Origin of the sequence: Candidatus Nitrosotalea okcheonensis (genome assembly GCF_900177045.1) — an archaeon.
GTDB classification, from domain to species: domain Archaea; phylum Thermoproteota; class Nitrososphaeria; order Nitrososphaerales; family Nitrosopumilaceae; genus Nitrosotalea; species Nitrosotalea okcheonensis.
Map to the genome: position 1 here is coordinate 896,190 of NZ_LT841358.1, position 17,575 is coordinate 913,764.

At 40.6% G+C, this 17,575-nt stretch carries 20 protein-coding genes; 14 read left to right on the top strand and 6 right to left on the bottom strand.

Annotated elements, in window-relative coordinates:
• Positions 1-67: 67 nt before the first annotated feature.
• Positions 68-757, top strand: coding sequence for a hypothetical protein (locus BQ3481_RS05405; protein ID WP_157927351.1), 690 nt, complete (start codon positions 68-70; stop codon positions 755-757).
• 260 nt (positions 758-1,017) lie between these two features.
• On the opposite strand, the gene BQ3481_RS05410 is transcribed toward BQ3481_RS05405, so the two are convergent.
• Entirely contained in the window at positions 1,018-1,944 is a 927-nt protein-coding gene (locus BQ3481_RS05410) for a hypothetical protein (RefSeq protein ID WP_157927352.1), read from the bottom strand.
• Complete coding sequence (locus BQ3481_RS05415) at positions 1,931-2,491, bottom strand: C39 family peptidase (protein ID WP_157927353.1); 561 nt, start codon at positions 2,489-2,491, stop codon at positions 1,931-1,933. Before BQ3481_RS05415 ends, BQ3481_RS05410 begins: the two co-directional genes overlap by 14 nt.
• 263 nt (positions 2,492-2,754) lie before the next feature.
• Here BQ3481_RS05415 and BQ3481_RS05420 point away from each other — a divergent pair, with 263 nt between their 5' ends.
• Entirely contained in the window at positions 2,755-3,042 is a 288-nt protein-coding gene (locus BQ3481_RS05420) for a winged helix-turn-helix domain-containing protein (protein WP_157927354.1), read from the top strand.
• A gap of 95 nt (positions 3,043-3,137) precedes the next feature.
• Here the strand turns inward: BQ3481_RS05420 and BQ3481_RS05425 are convergent, their stop codons facing one another.
• On the bottom strand, positions 3,138-3,479 hold the full coding sequence (locus BQ3481_RS05425) for a ZIP family metal transporter (protein ID WP_157927355.1): 342 nt from the start codon (positions 3,477-3,479) through the stop codon (positions 3,138-3,140).
• Between the two features lie 110 nt (positions 3,480-3,589).
• Positions 3,590-4,324: a pentapeptide repeat-containing protein gene (locus BQ3481_RS05430; protein ID WP_157927356.1), complete on the bottom strand. Its 735-nt coding sequence runs from the start codon at positions 4,322-4,324 to the stop codon at positions 3,590-3,592.
• A gap of 319 nt (positions 4,325-4,643) precedes the next feature.
• Between BQ3481_RS05430 and BQ3481_RS05435 the strand changes: the two genes are divergently transcribed.
• The 4 genes from BQ3481_RS05435 to BQ3481_RS05450 all read left to right on the top strand — a co-directional run bounded on the left by BQ3481_RS05435 (position 4,644) and on the right by BQ3481_RS05450 (position 9,251).
• Entirely contained in the window at positions 4,644-5,363 is a 720-nt protein-coding gene (locus BQ3481_RS05435; RefSeq protein ID WP_157927357.1) for a CbtA family protein, read from the top strand.
• 112 nt (positions 5,364-5,475) lie between these two features.
• On the top strand, positions 5,476-6,645 hold the full coding sequence (cofG, locus tag BQ3481_RS05440) for a 7,8-didemethyl-8-hydroxy-5-deazariboflavin synthase CofG (RefSeq protein WP_157927358.1): 1,170 nt from the start codon (positions 5,476-5,478) through the stop codon (positions 6,643-6,645).
• Complete coding sequence (gene cofH, locus BQ3481_RS05445) at positions 6,642-7,901, top strand: 5-amino-6-(D-ribitylamino)uracil--L-tyrosine 4-hydroxyphenyl transferase CofH (RefSeq protein ID WP_157927359.1); 1,260 nt, start codon at positions 6,642-6,644, stop codon at positions 7,899-7,901. Before cofG ends, cofH begins: the two co-directional genes overlap by 4 nt.
• Positions 7,902-9,251: a TldD/PmbA family protein gene (locus BQ3481_RS05450; protein ID WP_173848082.1), complete on the top strand. Its 1,350-nt coding sequence runs from the start codon at positions 7,902-7,904 to the stop codon at positions 9,249-9,251.
• On the opposite strand, the gene BQ3481_RS05455 is transcribed toward BQ3481_RS05450, so the two are convergent.
• Complete coding sequence (locus tag BQ3481_RS05455; RefSeq protein WP_157927360.1) at positions 9,248-10,246, bottom strand: sodium:calcium antiporter; 999 nt, start codon at positions 10,244-10,246, stop codon at positions 9,248-9,250. The two genes, BQ3481_RS05450 and BQ3481_RS05455, sit on opposite strands and share 4 nt — an antisense overlap.
• 56 nt (positions 10,247-10,302) lie before the next feature.
• Positions 10,303-10,536, bottom strand: a complete 234-nt coding sequence (locus tag BQ3481_RS05460; protein WP_157927361.1) for an Lrp/AsnC ligand binding domain-containing protein — start codon at positions 10,534-10,536, stop codon at positions 10,303-10,305.
• Between the two features lie 121 nt (positions 10,537-10,657).
• Between BQ3481_RS05460 and BQ3481_RS05465 the strand changes: the two genes are divergently transcribed.
• From BQ3481_RS05465 to BQ3481_RS05500, 8 genes are read left to right on the top strand one after another with little or no spacing between them, the layout of a single operon-like run.
• Positions 10,658-11,002, top strand: a complete 345-nt coding sequence (locus BQ3481_RS05465) for a hypothetical protein (protein WP_157927362.1) — start codon at positions 10,658-10,660, stop codon at positions 11,000-11,002.
• Between the two features lie 42 nt (positions 11,003-11,044).
• Positions 11,045-12,067 (top strand): phosphoribosylformylglycinamidine cyclo-ligase, encoded by a 1,023-nt coding sequence (gene purM, locus BQ3481_RS05470; protein ID WP_157927363.1) that lies wholly within the window; start codon positions 11,045-11,047, stop codon positions 12,065-12,067.
• 40 nt (positions 12,068-12,107) lie between these two features.
• Positions 12,108-13,697 carry an elongator complex protein 3 gene (locus BQ3481_RS05475; protein ID WP_157927364.1) on the top strand — a complete coding sequence of 530 codons (1,590 nt, stop codon included), beginning with the start codon at positions 12,108-12,110 and terminating at the stop codon, positions 13,695-13,697.
• On the top strand, positions 13,697-15,286 hold the full coding sequence (lysS, locus tag BQ3481_RS05480) for a lysine--tRNA ligase (protein ID WP_157927365.1): 1,590 nt from the start codon (positions 13,697-13,699) through the stop codon (positions 15,284-15,286). Before BQ3481_RS05475 ends, lysS begins: the two co-directional genes overlap by 1 nt.
• 3 nt (positions 15,287-15,289) lie before the next feature.
• Positions 15,290-15,478: a hypothetical protein gene (locus BQ3481_RS05485; protein ID WP_157927366.1), complete on the top strand. Its 189-nt coding sequence runs from the start codon at positions 15,290-15,292 to the stop codon at positions 15,476-15,478.
• Positions 15,479-15,523: 45 nt separating this feature from the next.
• A complete protein-coding gene (locus BQ3481_RS05490; RefSeq protein WP_157927367.1) occupies positions 15,524-16,327 on the top strand; it encodes a coiled-coil domain-containing protein in 804 nt (267 codons plus the stop codon).
• 42 nt (positions 16,328-16,369) lie between these two features.
• A complete protein-coding gene (locus BQ3481_RS05495; RefSeq protein WP_157927368.1) occupies positions 16,370-16,600 on the top strand; it encodes an Lrp/AsnC ligand binding domain-containing protein in 231 nt (76 codons plus the stop codon).
• Positions 16,601-17,575, top strand: a complete 975-nt coding sequence (locus BQ3481_RS05500; RefSeq protein ID WP_157927369.1) for an NAD(P)/FAD-dependent oxidoreductase — start codon at positions 16,601-16,603, stop codon at positions 17,573-17,575. It begins immediately after the preceding gene.

A 17,575-nucleotide genomic window follows, 5' to 3' on the forward strand; every position in this document is an offset into this window, starting at 1 on the left:
ATCAAATAACAATTAAAAAATAAAGTACCAAAAGTTGAACAGACACATCATTTTTACAGTTTGCACCTTGCTGATAGGCTTTACAGTTGCAATGTCAAGTATCCATTTCTCCGAGTCCATACTGGCCAACCAGATGATAGTATCAGTGAAGGCAGAAACTAACCCAATAACAGAAGGTGGATTTCCAACAATAGTCGGCACCGTGGATGATCAGGCCTACAAACCAATTGCAAATGCAAATGTGTTGATAGAATATGGAACTGTCATAGTAACCACAACTACGGATGACAATGGCAGTTTCAAATACCAGTCGGCCATACCATCAACCCATGGAATTTACGAGGTTGTAGCAACTGCAACAAAGGGCGGCTATGCAAAGACTGTTACAAATTCCACATTTACAGTCATGCCAAGGCAGACCACACCAGTAGTAACCAAGACCATAACAGGCCTGCCAATCCAGTCAGGAAAATATACAGTATTTCTTGGCAAAGTTTCACAGTGGAACCTTGAGACAACTTGCTTTGTAGACTTTGGTACCAAGTACATGAGATTTTTGAAGACATGTGATTTGTACAACATGGCACCAGGGGATTTCCAGACAGACCAGCCAGTAACGCCAATGGTTTCCGTAATACAGAACAATGACACATACAAACTCTTTCCAGAAAATGTCTACACTACTGCAGCCAACATGTACAACAGTACGCTTGATGCATTTGTGGCAGGTACCTATGCCAACTATACTGCGCCGTGATGATACATATCTAAGATCTATACAATAAAATCAGCATTGTAAGAGACCAGAATAGTCAGAAAAACTCAGGGATGGAGAATTCCAGTACACAGTGCAATGACGTGTCCTAATATGGATACAACATCTAGTATATTGACATACGATATGGACAAACTAGTATTTTAGAGTTGGTGTAAATTGGCTGTGGGTAAACTAACTTGCTGAAAAAATTAAGGATGTTGAATCACGGTTAAAACAGGTTTAACTAAAAATAGGTTTGATTACGCCATTGGATTGAGTTGTATTTCTTGTTTCATTTTTAACATGTTGTCGAAATATTCTTTGTTTCCTACCAAATACTCATTATCATAATGAAGTGCGCCTTTGTCAACTAATTCGGAAAGTTTTGATTTAAATTCCCACATTGTGATTTTTTTGTAAAAATCTTGGTATCGTCGGTATAGGTGTGGACTACTCATGTGGATTAATCTCTCTGCTTCTAATGAGGCTGAATAATATGCATTTGCAAGATGTACAAAAGGTTCAAGTTGCCTTATGCCAAAAACTTGACGCAAGACTGAATATTTTTGTTTAATGACATGTGATAATAATGCGGTTCTAAGTTTTCGAGAATCACTCTTTGCTATTTCTAATAATCCAACGTATGTGTTTCCATGCACATAACCTCCTGTCACCCTTCTAACAATACCCAATTCCAGCAATAATTCTAAATATTCCATAATCCTTTCAGGCTTACGCTGTTCATAGACATCAGTGTCCAAAATTTTGATTTCGTTGTCTTTGACAGTGGCAATAAGTTGATCCAAAATCAATTCAAGGGGATTCAAAACATGACTACTCTCTTCAATTTTAGCAAATACATCTGATGATGCAATAACCACTATTCTCTCTGTTTGTTGTTTCCAAAGATCTAATCTTGAAGATAATTGGACTTCACATTTATCGCTAGGTGTGGCATCTATGAACTGTAACTTGTCATTAAATTTGATCGTTCCTAAATCCTTCAAATCAAGAAATCCTACAAGTATCTCTCCTGATATTTCATCTTCAACAATACGAGGATAAGTTGATCTAAGTTCAGATTTCCAAATCTTTGTTTTTTCATCAAAAACAGGTTTGTTTGGAACTATAAGATCGCCGTAGTGATCTACTGCGTATTTTTTTATAGCATACTCAAGGCTGTTCATCAGACAACTCCTGCTGCCATGTTTCTAATGTATATCTGTTTATTCGTCCTATTTCTGTTTTTATCATCAACGCCTGACCTTGTTCCCATTTTGTTACAAACTCACTTTGACTAATTGTTTTTTGTCTATATATGGGATCATTGTAACAAATTGTTTTTGCAATGTCATCTATACCAGTAATGACAATAGAATGTAGATACTCAACTGAACCAGTATGGATCCAAACAGATACAGGCAATCCTTTTTGCAACTCTTTTTTAATATCATCTAAGGTATGCGGTTTAAATTCAGCAACAAACTCCACTGATGGGTTCGATGTGGTCAATATGTCATTTATGTTCTCTACTTCAGAGATACGTGTTCCGCTGATCGTTGTATTCATTATTTCTGCAATCTGATCTTCGTCAAGATCAGGTTCAGGTATTGTAAGTTTTACTTTATTCAGATAATCAAGCATCATCTTGCAACAACTCGGTACGCAAGTAAAGTTTTTTGTTTGTCTATGGATAGGTACATTGAGATGGATCTTTTCTCTGTCTTGTGCCACAAAGATAAACCATTTTCATTCATTAATAAACATCCCATGTTTACTATCACCTCAATCATATTTCTTAATATGTTGTAATTCCTTAGTAACATTTTTCTATCAAAGTTCATAGGTCTTGATGTCGCCATTTTGGAGAATTTTTCTAGGTCTCATAGTTTACCCACAGCCTGTAAATTACATGCAATTTTATCACTTGTCTCAATTAACATTGTTAAGGAACAAAGTGTCACAATTTTTTATTAACTAGATTTTCATGTAAAAGCATGTCAAGGCAACCGTACCGCTCAGAGCTTGGAATGATCTCAGATGTATTACAGGTTGCAAAAGAGTGCGGCAGGCAAGGAACCATAATTACCACCATAGCAAGAAGGGCCAATCTATCACACTATGCTGCAACAGACAAGTGCCAAAAACTCATAGACTTTGGACTCATGAAGGCAAGGCCTGACAAGAGAAGCAATTTTTTCATCATCACTGAAAAGGGAATCCAGTTTTATGAAGAGCTGCAAAGGTTTACAGAAACAATACAGGCAATTAGAGTCCGGTACTAGATCACTGTATTACAGTATACAAGGATAACATGCCAGCCAAGATGTGATCGTTTGCAGCATGTGATACAAGTGTAATTTTAACAAAATTCACAGGCCTAGGCTCCTCCAAAGGTTACTATCAAGTCAATTACAAAACCGGCACACAGTCCAACAAAAATTCCAACCATCACGGTATTATTTGTAGTAAATTTCCTTCCAGAATTATACATCAGCATTGAAACATAGATCAGTGCGCCTCCTGCAATTGACAAAAATAGTATGTATGTAATGTTTGAAAATACCAGACTGCCCAGTACAGTTCCTACAAATGTCGGTCCACCACCTACAAGGCCTGCAACCAGCAGAAACTTGGCCGTAGGTCTTTTCAAAATACCTGTAAGCGGGCCTGCAATTCCAAATCCTTCAGTTGCATTGTGAGCACCAAACCCAATTATCAAAAGTATTGCAAGGCCAATCTATCCCTGTCACATAGGATTGCCCAATGGCAAGCCCAAGAAAATAGTAAAACCGGCAATAGCATCAAGTAACAAAAGTTGTGATTAGTCAATCATGGATTATCACTATCCGTTTTATGACAGACCGGACTTCCACGACATGACATTTCAGTACCCGAATAATCAAGACCTCCCAGATTAGCCCCAGTTAGATCCGAATCTGCAAAACTGCCCCCTGTTACATCAGAGTTTTCAAGGTTTGCCCCCCTGAGATCAGTGTCATCAAAAATTGCATTTCTCATGTCAACACCAACCAGCGTAGCATTTTGCAGGTCTGCATCAGACAGATCTGCACCTATGATATTTGTGTGGGACATGTTCTGGCCCGCGAGATTTGCATTGCTAAAATCTACGCCTGGAAATCTTGCACCGACAAGATTTGCACCGCGCATGTCTACGCCTGAGAGATTGGCATGATAAAAGTCGGCATTTCTCAGATCTGCTCCCCTGAGATCTGCACCAGAAAGATCAGAGTATGCAAAGTTACCTCCAGCCAAGACAGAATTTTTCAGGTTGGCACCGGAGAGATTCACGTTATAAAACAATCCGTTTTGTGCAACAATGTAAGAGAGGTTTGCCCCAGTCATGTTGGCAAAATGAACTTCTGCATTACCCACATGACAGCCGCTCCAATTTACCCGCGGCGATGGAGATGCATAGCAGTTGTTCAATTGTACAGCATGATGTGATGCTGCATTTCCATAAACTTGAGCAGATATCTGGGTGGTTGGAATCAGGGATATCAAAATTGTGCCAAATATCATAAATAATTTTATTGTTGATTTCATTAGGCTTGCCTAATTATGAGAGATATTTAATCTGGTCAATCGACACAATTGTTGAAAACAAATTCCTATTTCAACAAGATAGAACAAGGCCAAGAAATGAAATGTGGTAAAAAAACAATTTTTAGTACAAAAATTTTACTGGCTGAATAAAAAGTAGAACATGCATCAAAAATCCCACACGTAGATTTTACAAATCTTGATTTCGTGAAAAAAAATTTTATCCAGAATTTCAAAATATTTTTTTGCAGAGATTGTTTTTCGCTGGATAAACCCTCCAACGATTTAAATACAATTCTTTCAGACAGGGTTTGAGAAAAACTTGAAGACCGTTTCTTTTCTTGTGATTGTTATTTCTGCAGGCCTATTGGCAGGACTTGTCCATGGCATGCTCAACATCGCATTTGTAGAGCCATATCTTGACACTGCAATAGGGATTGAGAACCAGCACAAGTTTGCAGAGGGAGAGGCAAAGGACACTCCACAATTTTGGAAACAGTTTAGTGATTACAGAATATGGCAAAAACAAGGGTCAATAGTTGCAGGCGCAATGCTTGGAATGGCCACGGGCTCGTTGCTTGGCCTAGTGTTTGCATATTCAAAAAATGCGCTTCCTGGAAACAGTGAGATCAAAAAAGCCATCATACTTGCAATCATAATGTGGGCAGTGCTGTATTTCATACCATTTTTGAAATACCCAGCAAATCCCCCAACCGTAGGAGACCCCAGCACTATTACCCTTAGAGCCACAGCATATGCATTGTTTGTAGCATTTTCAGGTGGAGGTGCAATCGGGTTCTCAATGCTTTATAAAAAAATGAAAGACAAGAAATTTCTTGCCTTTGCTGGATATGCCGGATTGATGGCATTAGCATATGTCATCATGCCGCCAAATCCAGATCCAATTAAAACCTCGATGGATGTCGTAAATGGATTCAGGGCAATATCTGCAGCAACCATGACTGCATACTGGATTACAAATGGAGTCATACTTGGATGGATGTGGAAAAAAGTCAAGCCAGATGCAGTTTCAGCAGAGTGATAAAAAAATAAAAACCAACTTTTGGCAGTATTTGCCGTTTCTGGCATTTTTTGGCGCGTTAAATGTCACACTATCTAAGGATAAATACAACTGTCAAAGCTATCATGACTAGTTGAGCAAGCTCATACTCCGTTCCGAGTTGTTAAACAGACTAGTTGATGGTAGAACGCCATCAAAAGATGAGGCTTGTCGTATTTACCAAGATGCCGACAGAGACCCTACTGAGCTTTACCAAGTGTCCCAGCTTTTGAGGACAAGCCACAAGGGCACAACAGTGACATATTCAAGAAAAGTATTTTTCAATCTGATAAACCTCTGCCGGGACACGTGTTCCTATTGTACCTACAAGTCAGAACCAGAACATGCAAAGGTTTCAATGCTTTCAAAAAATGACATTATAACGCTTGCAGAGGTTGGAAAAAAACACCACTGTACCGAAGCATTGTTTGTCACAGGTGAGAGACCAGAACAAAAATACCAAGAGGCAAGAGAATGGCTCAAAGAAAATGGATTTTCAAGTACTGCCGAATATCTAGTAGAGGCATCAGAGATTGCACTTGATAATGGACTGTTTCCCCATACCAATGCAGGAAACCTCACAAAGGAAGAGATGCGCCAGCTAAAGAGCACAAATGTGAGCCTAGGACTGATGCTAGAGAATGCAAGTGAGAGATTCTCAGAGAGCGGCATGCCACACCAGTTTGCACCAAGCAAGAACCCCAAGGCAAGAATCAGGGTTCTCCAAAATGCAGGAGAGTTGAGAATCCCAATGACTACAGGACTGTTGATTGGGATAGGAGAGAGCCCACAGGAATTGATTGATTCAATTTATGCAATAAAAGAGATTCATGAAAAATACCAAAATATTCAAGAAGTAATTTTACAGAATTTTCAGCCAAAGATTGACACCCCCATGAAGTCAAGTCCGTCACCGCAAGAAAGATATTTCAAGACACTTGTTGCGTTAACCAGAATAATTTTGCCCAAGATGAACATCCAGATACCTCCAAATCTTTCTCCCGAATCATATGCATCATTTCTGTCAGCAGGAATAAACGACTGGGGCGGCATATCGCCTGTAACACGCGATTTTGTAAACCCAGAATTTCCATGGCCAGAAATAAATGACATTGATGCAAATTGTGCAGATGCAGGATTTCATCTAAGGACAAGGTTCCCAGTCTACCCAGAATTTTTCCACATGGTAAATCAAGACTTGGTATCAAAAATGTCTGAAATTTCAGACTCTGAAAATCTAGTTAGTAGAGAGTATGCAAGATGAACATGTCCTTGTTTGAGTCACTCTTGAAAAATTCTGATCCCCTCATATCAGATACGCTCAACCGTGCACTAGAGGAAAAGGAAATCTCGGTAAACGAGGCTGCAAGGTTGTTTCATGCAAGAGGTATCGACTTTCACCTAGTAGGGATGGTTGCAGACGAGCTTAGAAAAAGACGTGTTGGAGATATTGTAACATATGTAGTAAATCGAAACATCAACTTTACAAATGTCTGCATAAAGCAATGTGGTTTTTGTGCATTTAGCAGGGATTTTCGCGAGGAGGAAGGATATTTTTTGCCAACAGACGAAATAGTAAGGCGTGCAAAGGAGGCACATACACTTGGTGCAACAGAGGTCTGCGTCCAGGCAGGCCTCCCTCCAGACATGGACAAAAATACATACGAGAATATTTGTAGGGCCATCAAGAGAGAGGTCGGCGACATACACATACACGGATTTTCACCAGAGGAGGTACTCTATGGAGCCACAAAATCAAACATGCCAGTAAAAGAATATCTGCTCAGACTCAAGGATGCAGGTGTGAATTCTCTGCCAGGTACTGCAGCAGAAATTTTAGACCAGACAATGCGCGATAAAATTTCCCCCGGAAGAATTAGCGTCAGCAAGTGGGTCGAAGTAATCAAGACGGCACACAAGATTGGCATACCATCAACTTCGACTATAATGTTTGGTCACCTTGAATCACCGGAAGACAGGGCAAGACACATGGGACTGATTCGTGACATTCAAAAAGAGACAGGCGGGTTCACGGAATTTGTCCCGCTTAATTTTATCCATACCGAAGCTCCAATGTACAAAGAAAACTTACACCACGGTATCAAAAATGGTGCAGACGGCAGAGATGTCCTGCTGATGCATGCAGTAGCTCGAATCATGTTCAATAATTACATCAACAACATCCAGACATCGTGGGTAAAGGAAGGTACAGAGATGGCCCAGCTGGTACTATCATGGGGGGCAAATGATTTTGGTGGCACACTAATCAACGAAAGCATCTCTACTGCAGCAGGCTCAGAACATGGTCAGCTGTTAAAACCAAAGGACATAAGACACCTCATACTACAGGCAGGAAGAATTCCAGCCCAGCGGACAACATCATACAAGATAATCAAGACATTTGTTTCAGAGGAGAGTACGGACAAGTTGGACGAGATTCAGAATACATCCCAGTTTGGCTCGTATCACGAATTGATAAAACTTGATGGATACAGGTACAGAAACAACAGGCGACACTAGTTGTCATATTGTGATGACATACTTGCAAGGTCAAGGACACTTCATCTAGATGAATGTGAAGTAGTATCAATACAAAAAAAGATCACAACAGTGAGAATAACAGATTCAGAGATTGCAGAGATAAAACAAAACCAAGAAAATTCCGTTGCAGTGCGTGTTATTGACAAAAAAAGAATAATTTCCGGCATGACCTCAGGTGATGAAAAAAATTTCTTGGAGAGAGTTTTGGAGACAAGAATGTTTGTAAAACCAAAGAATTTTTGGAAGACATTACCTTTTCCATCAAAGTTTTCCCAAGTGAAAAAAACATACGACCCTAGACTTGAGAACATTACAGGTCATGCCGCAGCAGACATGGCAAACGAAATGATAAATGCTTCAACTCACAAGTACATCACAAGAATATCAGGCTCTCTAAATATTGTCTCAGAAAAGTTTCATGTGATGAACACAAACGGGATAGACTGTTCAGATGATGCCACATTCATATCTGCAACAATCAATACAGATTCCCAGACAGGAGACCAGCCTGTCAGCGGCATCGGTGCATCTTGTACAAGAACACTGGACGATTTTTCTGCACATGGCATCGGTAACGACTCGCGTGAAATGTGCATAGGATCAACCAACCCAAAAAAAATCGAGCCAGACTCGTATGACATCATCTTTGAGCCTTATGCGTTTGGCGAACTGTTAGCATTTGTAGTCTCTGCAAACTTTGGCCTAAAGACATATTCTGAAAAACGAAGTTGTTTTTCAGACAGGCTTGGAAACAAGGTCTCAAGCGAGAATTTTACCTTATCAGACGATCCCCACAGCCCAGAGGGTATTGGCAGCAAGTCATTTGATGACGAGGGAACTCCAACTGTTCCACAGTTTTTCATAAAGTCAGGCATATTCTCAGGACTTTATTCAGATTCTTTTGAGGCATTCAAGAATGGAAAAATTTCCAGTGGAAATGCTGCAAGACCTGGCTCCCCGATGGGAAGACAAGCCACACCGCTGCCCGTCCCGCGCACCCACAACATCAAGGTTACGGAGGGAGATTTTTCAAAAGATGAGATTGTAAAAAACACAAAAAAAGGCATCTTGGTTGGCAGGCTTTGGTACACATACCCAGTAAATCCCGAGCAGGGAGATTTTTCATGTACCGCACGAAGTGGGATAAAAATAATTGAAAACGGCGTGGCAAGCCCTGCAAGACCTGTCAGAATAGTTCACAACATCAAAACATTATTGCAAAACATTTCTGCAGTTGGAGATGATTCAAAAAACATTCTCCAGTGGGGCTCGATTCCTGCCATAACTCCCACTATAAGGGCTGATTCCATCCAAGCATCCCCGCTCTAAAGACTGGGCAAAATAAACTGCATGCCAATTCCTACTGCATACAGTACAAGCAGCATGATGCCAGACTTGAGACCAAGCTTGTTTTTGAACATTGGAATCAGTGCAACTATAGTGATTACCGTGACAAGTATCATCTGGTTTTCAAGTAGCGGCGTGTTTTGGATCTTTGCAGTAAACCCCTGGTAACTCATTGCAGCAAAGATTGCAACAGAAAGGAGCAATGTATTGTTTAGAATCTTTGAGCCCAGAACATTTGCAACTGCAATAGATGCCCCACTTGCACCCTTTCTTGCAAGCAGTATCATCGATATTTTCTCAGGCATCTCGCCTGCAATTGGACTGACAATTACTGCAAGTACTACTACCGAGACGCCAAGGTCAACTGAGACACCTTCTAATGCATGCACAAAGGGTTCAGCCCCCACAAATATCCCAGCAGTTCCTGCAACAAAAAGAACCATTGCCCTTGTAAAGTGCTTTTTTGACTTGACTTGAGTATCATGGAGGTCTTTTTCAAGTGGTGCCTGCCTCTCCTTCTTCATTTCACTAAAAGCAATCAAGAGATATACTGAAAATAGTACAGCGAATACTATTCCGTCAAGAACAGTATAACCATCAATGAACAACAAGGCACCAACAACAGCTGTTATTACAAGAAATATCTTGTCAAGCTTGAACTCTTTGACATCAATGAATTTTTGTGGAGCCTTTGAGAGTCGGGTTGTTGCAATTATCAACATTATTGCAAGACCAAGTGTCATCATGAGCAGGTTGCTTCCAAGTGCAGAGCCAATTGCAGTACCATACGAGCCATCCTTTGCAGCGGCAACAACAATTCCTATCTCAGGCAATGTTGTTGCAATGCTAAGCAACGTCCTTCCAACAAATCTCCCGCCCCATCTTTCCGCAAGATGTTCTGCGCCTGATGACAAGAGCCAGCTTGCAAAGACAAGTTCGCCCAGCCAGCCAAACAGAAACAAAATATTATCTGCCAATTGACCACTCTTGTAGATATAGTGCTATTATTTGTGACGATGGTATTTCATCATGGCTAGTCTTTGACTATGATCATGGTAAGAGTGGATTTGATTCCTTCCAGTTTTCTCACCTGTGTTGTTATCATCTCCCTCAGTGTTTCCATTGATTCAGACTCTAGCACCATCAGCACGTCATATACGCCGTATACAGGATAAACTTCTTTTACATGTGGAAGTTTTTTTATCTCGTCTACAATAGTAAGCTCTTTTCCAAGTTCTGCATTTATCAAAACAAATGCGCTGTGCATGAAGAAATTTTATGCGTCTACAATAAAAACAAATGGAATTTGTCCAAAAAAGCTAGCGCCAAGCTCAAAAAATCTACCCAGCTAGAATTAATAAGGTATAGTACGGTATGAGTACCGTAACATGAAGCCAAGAATGACATACATATCAGTCGAAGTGGCAGACCACTTTGCAGACTTTATCATAAAGCGAGACGAGCAGGTGCTTGATGCAGTCAAGACAAGAGCAAGGGACTTTAGTACCATATCCATCCTAAAGTTGCTCTACCAGCTGCGGTGCAGCCAGATGACTTTTTCAGACCTGTATGTAAAATCAAACATACGAATGAAGCGGTCTTTTCTGAATTACCTGCACCTGTGCACGTCATACAATTTTATCAAAAAAGAGCCAAGGGGATCAAACATGGTTTATTCCATAACAGACAAGGGAAGAATCATGCTTGATCTGTTCATGCAAAAAAGCAACTGATTTCATAATTCTTTTATTCCAATCAAATCGAGTTAAGATCCATTGACAATAACTTACAAGGATGCGGGCGTTGACATTAAAAAAATAAAGCAGAGCCAGCAAAGCATTGGAAATCTAATTGCATCAACCCACGGGCTGCAAAAAAAAGCAAAGACAATGTCTGGGTTTGGCCACTATGCAGGAATTGTAGAGATAGCAAGAGGCACGCTGCTTGCAACCCACACGGATGGAGTGGGAACAAAGGTAATGATTGCACAGATGATGAAAAAATATGATACGGTTGGAATCGACTGCATAGCAATGAATGTAAATGACATAATATGTACAGGTGCAGTTCCAATATCCTTTGTAGATTACATCGCAGCAAACAGAAATGACCAAAAAATATTCAACCAAATAGTTCGTGGACTGGTAAATGGTGCAAAGGAGGCCCAGGTACCCATCGTTGGAGGAGAGACTGCAATACTTCCGGATTTGATAGCAGGGAAAAATTTCTCGTTTGATCTTGCAGGAATGGTTGTAGGAATTCTCAAAAAAAATGAGATGATTCTAGGAGACAAGATAAAAACAGGAGATTCAATCATTGGAATAAACAGTAGTGGCCTGCACTCAAACGGATACTCGCTTGCACGCAAGGCACTTTTTTCAAAATATTCCATACGAGATAAAATAAAGGGCGTCGGAGTTTTGGGAGATGCACTTCTTGCACCGACTGAAATCTATGTCAAGCCAGTCTTGCAGTCAATAAAGGAATGCAAGATTCACGGCCTTGCCCACATAACAGGCGGTGCATTTACCAAACTTTTGAGGCTAAAAAAGACAGGATTTCTTCTTGACAGCCTGCCAGAGGTGCCACAGATATTTCAGCAAATTCAGAACCAGGGCGTAAAAAGAGAAGAGATGTACAAGACGTTTAACATGGGAATAGGATTCTGCCTTGTGACTCCAAGTGACGAGGTAGAAAAGATTATCAAGGTATTCAAGAAACACGGATTTGCAGGCAGTCAGATTGGAAAAATCACAGACAAAAAGGGCGTCTACATTGACAAGCTCAAAATAGCATAACCAGATTAGGATTTAATACCCAAATTAGTTCAAACAAGGCGTGCAAAAATCTGAAGTGACATTTGAAGGAGCATGCAAAGAAATTTGCACCAGCCTTCTTGCAATTCCAATTCCTACTGACAAGGACGTAAAAAAAGAAGTCAAGCGAATTTGCATAAAATATTCCCTGGAAAGAATCCCAAGGAATTATGAGATACTTGCATCAGTCACAGGGATAGACTATATCAAGCTGCAAAAGGCGCTAGTGAGAAAGCCAGTCAAGACAGCATCCGGTGTTGCAGTAATTGCTCTCATGCCAAAACCCTATGCATGCCCGCATGGAAGATGCAGTTATTGCCCAGGCGGAATAGAATACAACTCCCCTAATAGTTACACAGGAAGGGAACCGTCTACACAAAATGCAATTGCAAACAGTTATGATCCAAAAAAGCAGATTCTTGACAAACTAGAGCACCTGATTGCATATGGACATGATTCCACAAAACTGGAGCTGGTCATAGTTGGTGGAACGTTTCTTTTCATGCAAAAAAATTACCAAGTTAATTTTATAAAATCATGCTATGACGCATTAAACGGATTTGATTCACCTGATTTAGAGTCTGCCAAGAAGAACAATGAAAAGGCAAATTTCAGAAATGTCGGATTTACAATAGAGACCAAGCCAGACTATTGTAAAAAAGAACACGTTGACTGGATGCTAGATTACGGAGTTACACGAGTTGAGATTGGCGTACAGAGTCTCCATGAAAAAGTATACGAGATTGTAAACAGGGGACATACATACAAGGATGTTACAGAGTCGTTTCAGATATCAAAGGATGCAGGATATAAAATTGTGGCACATATGATGCCTGGCCTTCCATCCATGACCCCCGAGCAAGATATCGCTGATTTCAAAAAACTGTTTTCAGATCCTCATCTAAGGCCCGACATGCTCAAGATATATCCAACACTAGTGCTGGAGGACACCCCCCTTTATGCAGAATACAAACAAGGAAACTTTACTCCCTATTCTGATGACGAAATGGTTAGAGTACTCACAGAGATAAAAAAAATAATTCCAAGATGGGCAAGAATAATGAGAGTTCAGAGAGAAATTTCATCAGACCAGATAATTGCAGGACCAAAGCTTGGAAACCTAAGACAGATAGTGCAACAAAACCTAAGGAAGCAAAATATATCCTGCAAGTGTATCAGGTGCAGAGAGGCAGGACTCTCAGAGGGTACAGCAATAAACATGGATGACATCAAAATGCAGAGGGAAAATTATGACTCGTCAGGGGGCAATGAGGTCTTTTTGTCATATGATGATTCCAGTGATAAAATATTTGGATTTTTGAGACTGCGAAAGCCAAGTACAATGGCACATAGAAGCGAGGTCACACAAAATACATGCATCGTACGAGAGCTCCATGTTTATGGAAAATCGTTAAAGCTTGGAGAAAGGGAACATGACAGCATACAGCACCTAGGCCTTGGAAAGAACCTGATGAACGAGGCAGAAAAGATTTCAGTAGAAGAGTTTGATTCCAAAAGACTGTTAGTGATTAGCGCAGTAGGCACAAGGGAATACTATAGAAAGATTGGTTACACCCAGCTTGGACCATACATGTCAAAGGATTTGAGATAATGGAAGAAGAGCAGCAGATAATCGGCAGGGGCACATGGATAGACAAGCTTGCAGACGAGTTGCTGCAAAGAGAAAAGTCACTTGGAAGAAAGACAGATCTAATCAGAGTTGAGAGCGGCCTTGGTGCATCAGGGATACCACACATTGGAAGCCTGGGCGATGCAGTAAGGGCATATGGTGTAAAGCTTGCACTTGAAAACTTTGGCTACAAATCAGAGCTGATTGCATATTCTGACGACCTTGACGGCCTCCGCAAAATTCCAGAAGGATTGCCAGAATCCCTAAAAGAGCATATTGGAAAACCAGTCTCGTTTATTCCAGACCCGTTTGGATGCCATGACTCGTACGGGTTGCACATGAGCAGCATTTTGCTTGATGGTCTTGACAAGCTTGGAATCAAGTACAAGTTTCAGCGCGGTGTTGATACATACAAAAACGGATTGCTAAAAGACCAGATTCATACAATTTTGATAAACAGTAAAAAAATTGGAGAAAAAATTGCCGAGATGGTGGGCCAGGAAAAATATCAGGAGGTGGTGCCATATTTTCCAGTCTGTGCAAGCTGCGGGAGGCTGTACACTGCAATTGCATACGAATACCTCGCAGATGAAAAAAAGATCAGGTACAAATGTTCTGACACAACAATTGGTTCAAAACCATTGAAGGGATGCGGCCATGAAGGCATTGCAGACATTACAAAAGACTTGGGCAAGCTGCCATGGAAGGTAGAATTTGCAGCAAGATGGAATGCATTTGACATCAGGTTTGAAGCATATGGAAAAGACATCATGGATTCAGTCAAGGTAAACGATTGGGTCTCTGAAAATATCCTAAACTTTCCAGCACCAACCCATGTAAAATACGAAATGTTTCTTGACAAAGGTGGAAAAAAAATATCAAAGTCACTTGGAAATGTTCTGACGTCACAGGCCTGGCTTCGATATGGAACCCCAAAGACAATCCTACTCTTGCTCTACAAGAGAATAACAGGCGCTCGTGAAGTGGGAATTGATGACATACCTGCACTGATGGACGAATACAATGAACTTGAGAATATTTATTTTGGAAAAATAAAACTGGACAATGAGACCAAGGTGGTAAGATCAAAGGGACTGTATGAATATGTCAACTTGCTAAATCCACCAAAAGTGCAAAAGCCATATGTCAATTATCGATTACTCATCCAGCTCTGCAAAATATTTAGAGAAAACAGAATACCTCTTGTCACAAAAAAACTGCTCGAATATGGTACCATAAAAGAATCAAGCTCAGAGGTAGATGAAATCATCACACTTGCAGGAAACTATGCAGACGATTATGACATTCCAACAAAGGTTGAGATTGAAATGGATGATGTTTCGCGACAAGTACTTGGCAACCTTGTAAGCATTTTATCGTCAGACCAGGAACCCGCAGACCTACAAAACACCATTTACCAGATTGCAAAAGACAAGGGAATGCAGCCAAAGGACTTGTTCAAGATGCTATACCAAATCATACTTGCATCAGACAGGGGTCCAAAGATCGGGCCTCTAATAATTGACATTGGAAGAAAGAAGATAGCATCTTCAATCTCAGAGTACTTGTAAAACATGGCTCACAGTGAACACAACAGACCAAAGGGCAGCGGAGTCATACTGATTGCAATAGGAGTACTCATATTCTTTTTTGTCCCACAGTATTACACAAAAGACCTAGTGGGGGGCATGGCACTCATAATATTTGGTTTTGCCATTGGCGGACTGGGCTTTTACTTTGCATTTGTGAAAAAGCGAGCCTAACTTACAAAAGGAATACTTTTCTTACCTTGCATCAAAGTTATCTCCATGGGACTTTTTGGGCGTGCAAAAAAAGAACATGTAGGCGACAGCAAGCAAGACGAGGCGGCATCATCTCCAAGAGAAGAGCCTACGTCGCCTGAAATTACAGACCTCAAAAAAGAGATAGAAAACACAGCAATGATGCTAGAATCTTATACTCACGAGTTAGAAAAGGCAAAGACGTTACTTGATGCAGTATCTCTAGAGGCAAAGACGGTACAAGAGGAAGTAGAATCCGCAAGAGAAGAGATCAAGTCAACAAAGGCAGAACAAAATTCCATACTAGACCAGATAAAATCTGCAAACGCGGAACTTGAGATGGTAAGATCACAGTATTCCAAGACCGAGGCAGAAAGCATAAGACAGCAAATAAACAGTGCACAAGAAGAGCTGTCAAGGATAAATTATGAAAAAGAGTCTGCACTGACAGAACTTGAATCAATCAAGTCCAACATAATCTCTGCAAGACAAGACTTGGAGAAAATAACATCATCAAGAGAAAATGAAGAGCGAGAGATTGAATCATTAAAGACGCAGCATGAAACAAAGAAAAAAGAGATCTCGCTATCCAAAAAAGAATTGGAATTCATTGAGACAGAGCTTGCAACAGTTGGAAGAGCAAGCGATACCAAGAAAATTGTAGAGGCAGCAGGTGCTGTTGCCGCATCAATAAATGCAAAATATGAAGCTGCCAAAAAAGAATTAGAGATAGTAAAAGTGGCATTGGCAAGAACAAAGGAGGAGTTGGAGAGCACCAAAAAGGAACTTGAATTCCTAAAGGACAAGACAGATGTAAAAAATGTCACGTGAGTGCCAGAAAATCCTTTTAAGATATAACAATCATACAAGCCTGTGAATGAGGCATTTGTCTTACTAAATGTCGATTATAAACAGCAGCAAAACATAATCGATGCGGTAAAGAAAATCCCGATATTAAAGGCAGTAAAGACAATTTATGGAATATACGATGTTTTAGTGGTTTTAGAGTCAAACAATATGCAAGAGATCAAGACAGCAATAGATGTAGATTTACACAAAATTGACGGGATAAATAACATCACCACACTTGTTGCCGTAAACTAGATGGCTCAAGAGTACGAGGTAATCATAATAGGAGGAGGACCTGCAGGACTCTCGGCAGGAATATTTACTGCAAGACAAAAGGTCTCATGTCTTTTAATTTCAAAGGACCTCGGTGGACAGCTAAACCTAATCCCAAAGCTAGAGAATTATCCAGGAACAATAATGTCAAGCGGGCCACTTTTGGCAAGGACACTTGAAAATCAGTTTTTAATGTTTGGAGGAGAGATGGTCTACGATACAGTAGAGCATGTAGAGGAGACAGAATCAGGCCTCAGTGTCAAAACAACGCGTTCAGAATACAAGACAAAGGCTCTTGTTCTTGCACCAGGAAAGGTACCAAACAATCTCGGTGTGGAAAACGAATCCAGTTTTGTAAACAAGGGAGTGCACTATTGCACCAAGTGTGATGCGCCATTTTACCAGGGCAGGACAACTGCAGTGATTGGTGTTGGTGCATATCTTTTAGAGTCCGGCATCTTGCTTTCAAGAATGGCATCAAAGATTTACTTGATCTACAAAGGTGGTGCATTGGGCGGAGATAAGGAAATGATTGCATCAATTGAAAAAAAAGAAAATATTGAGCTTGTCCCCCAGTCTTCTGTCAAGGCACTCTCTGGTGCAAACAGTCTCCAATCAATCACAATAGTAAATAATTCAGGGCAGGAAAAAGTCGTCAACGTCGACGGGCTTTTCATAGAGATGGGTTCCAAGATCAACCTGGATTTTATAAAACACCTAGTCATAATTAACACCAGAAATGAGATCGAGATCACGCCGGATGGCAAGACATCACACCCTGCAATATTTGCAGCAGGAGATGCTACGAGCATACCATACAAACAGATTGTAGCAGCATGCTCGGGCGGTGCAACTGCCGGCCTTTCTGCTTTCAATTATGTAGAAAAACTAAAGGGCAAGCCTGGAATTAGGGCAGACTGGAAAAAGACCATTGGCGATACAGTATTTCATTATTGA

Coding starts and splice junctions, on each gene's coding strand:
- BQ3481_RS05500 (WP_157927369.1), top strand. CDS start 16,601: ATGGCTCAAGAGTACGAGGTAATCATAATAGGAGGAGGACCTGCAGGA.
- BQ3481_RS05430 (WP_157927356.1), bottom strand. CDS start 4,324: ATGAAATCAACAATAAAATTATTTATGATATTTGGCACAATTTTGATA.
- BQ3481_RS05485 (WP_157927366.1), top strand. CDS start 15,290: ATGGCTCACAGTGAACACAACAGACCAAAGGGCAGCGGAGTCATACTG.
- BQ3481_RS05420 (WP_157927354.1), top strand. CDS start 2,755: ATGTCAAGGCAACCGTACCGCTCAGAGCTTGGAATGATCTCAGATGTA.
- BQ3481_RS05460 (WP_157927361.1), bottom strand. CDS start 10,536: ATGCACAGCGCATTTGTTTTGATAAATGCAGAACTTGGAAAAGAGCTT.
- BQ3481_RS05465 (WP_157927362.1), top strand. CDS start 10,658: ATGAAGCCAAGAATGACATACATATCAGTCGAAGTGGCAGACCACTTT.
- cofH (WP_157927359.1), top strand. CDS start 6,642: ATGAACATGTCCTTGTTTGAGTCACTCTTGAAAAATTCTGATCCCCTC.
- lysS (WP_157927365.1), top strand. CDS start 13,697: ATGGAAGAAGAGCAGCAGATAATCGGCAGGGGCACATGGATAGACAAG.
- BQ3481_RS05490 (WP_157927367.1), top strand. CDS start 15,524: ATGGGACTTTTTGGGCGTGCAAAAAAAGAACATGTAGGCGACAGCAAG.
- BQ3481_RS05410 (WP_157927352.1), bottom strand. CDS start 1,944: ATGAACAGCCTTGAGTATGCTATAAAAAAATACGCAGTAGATCACTAC.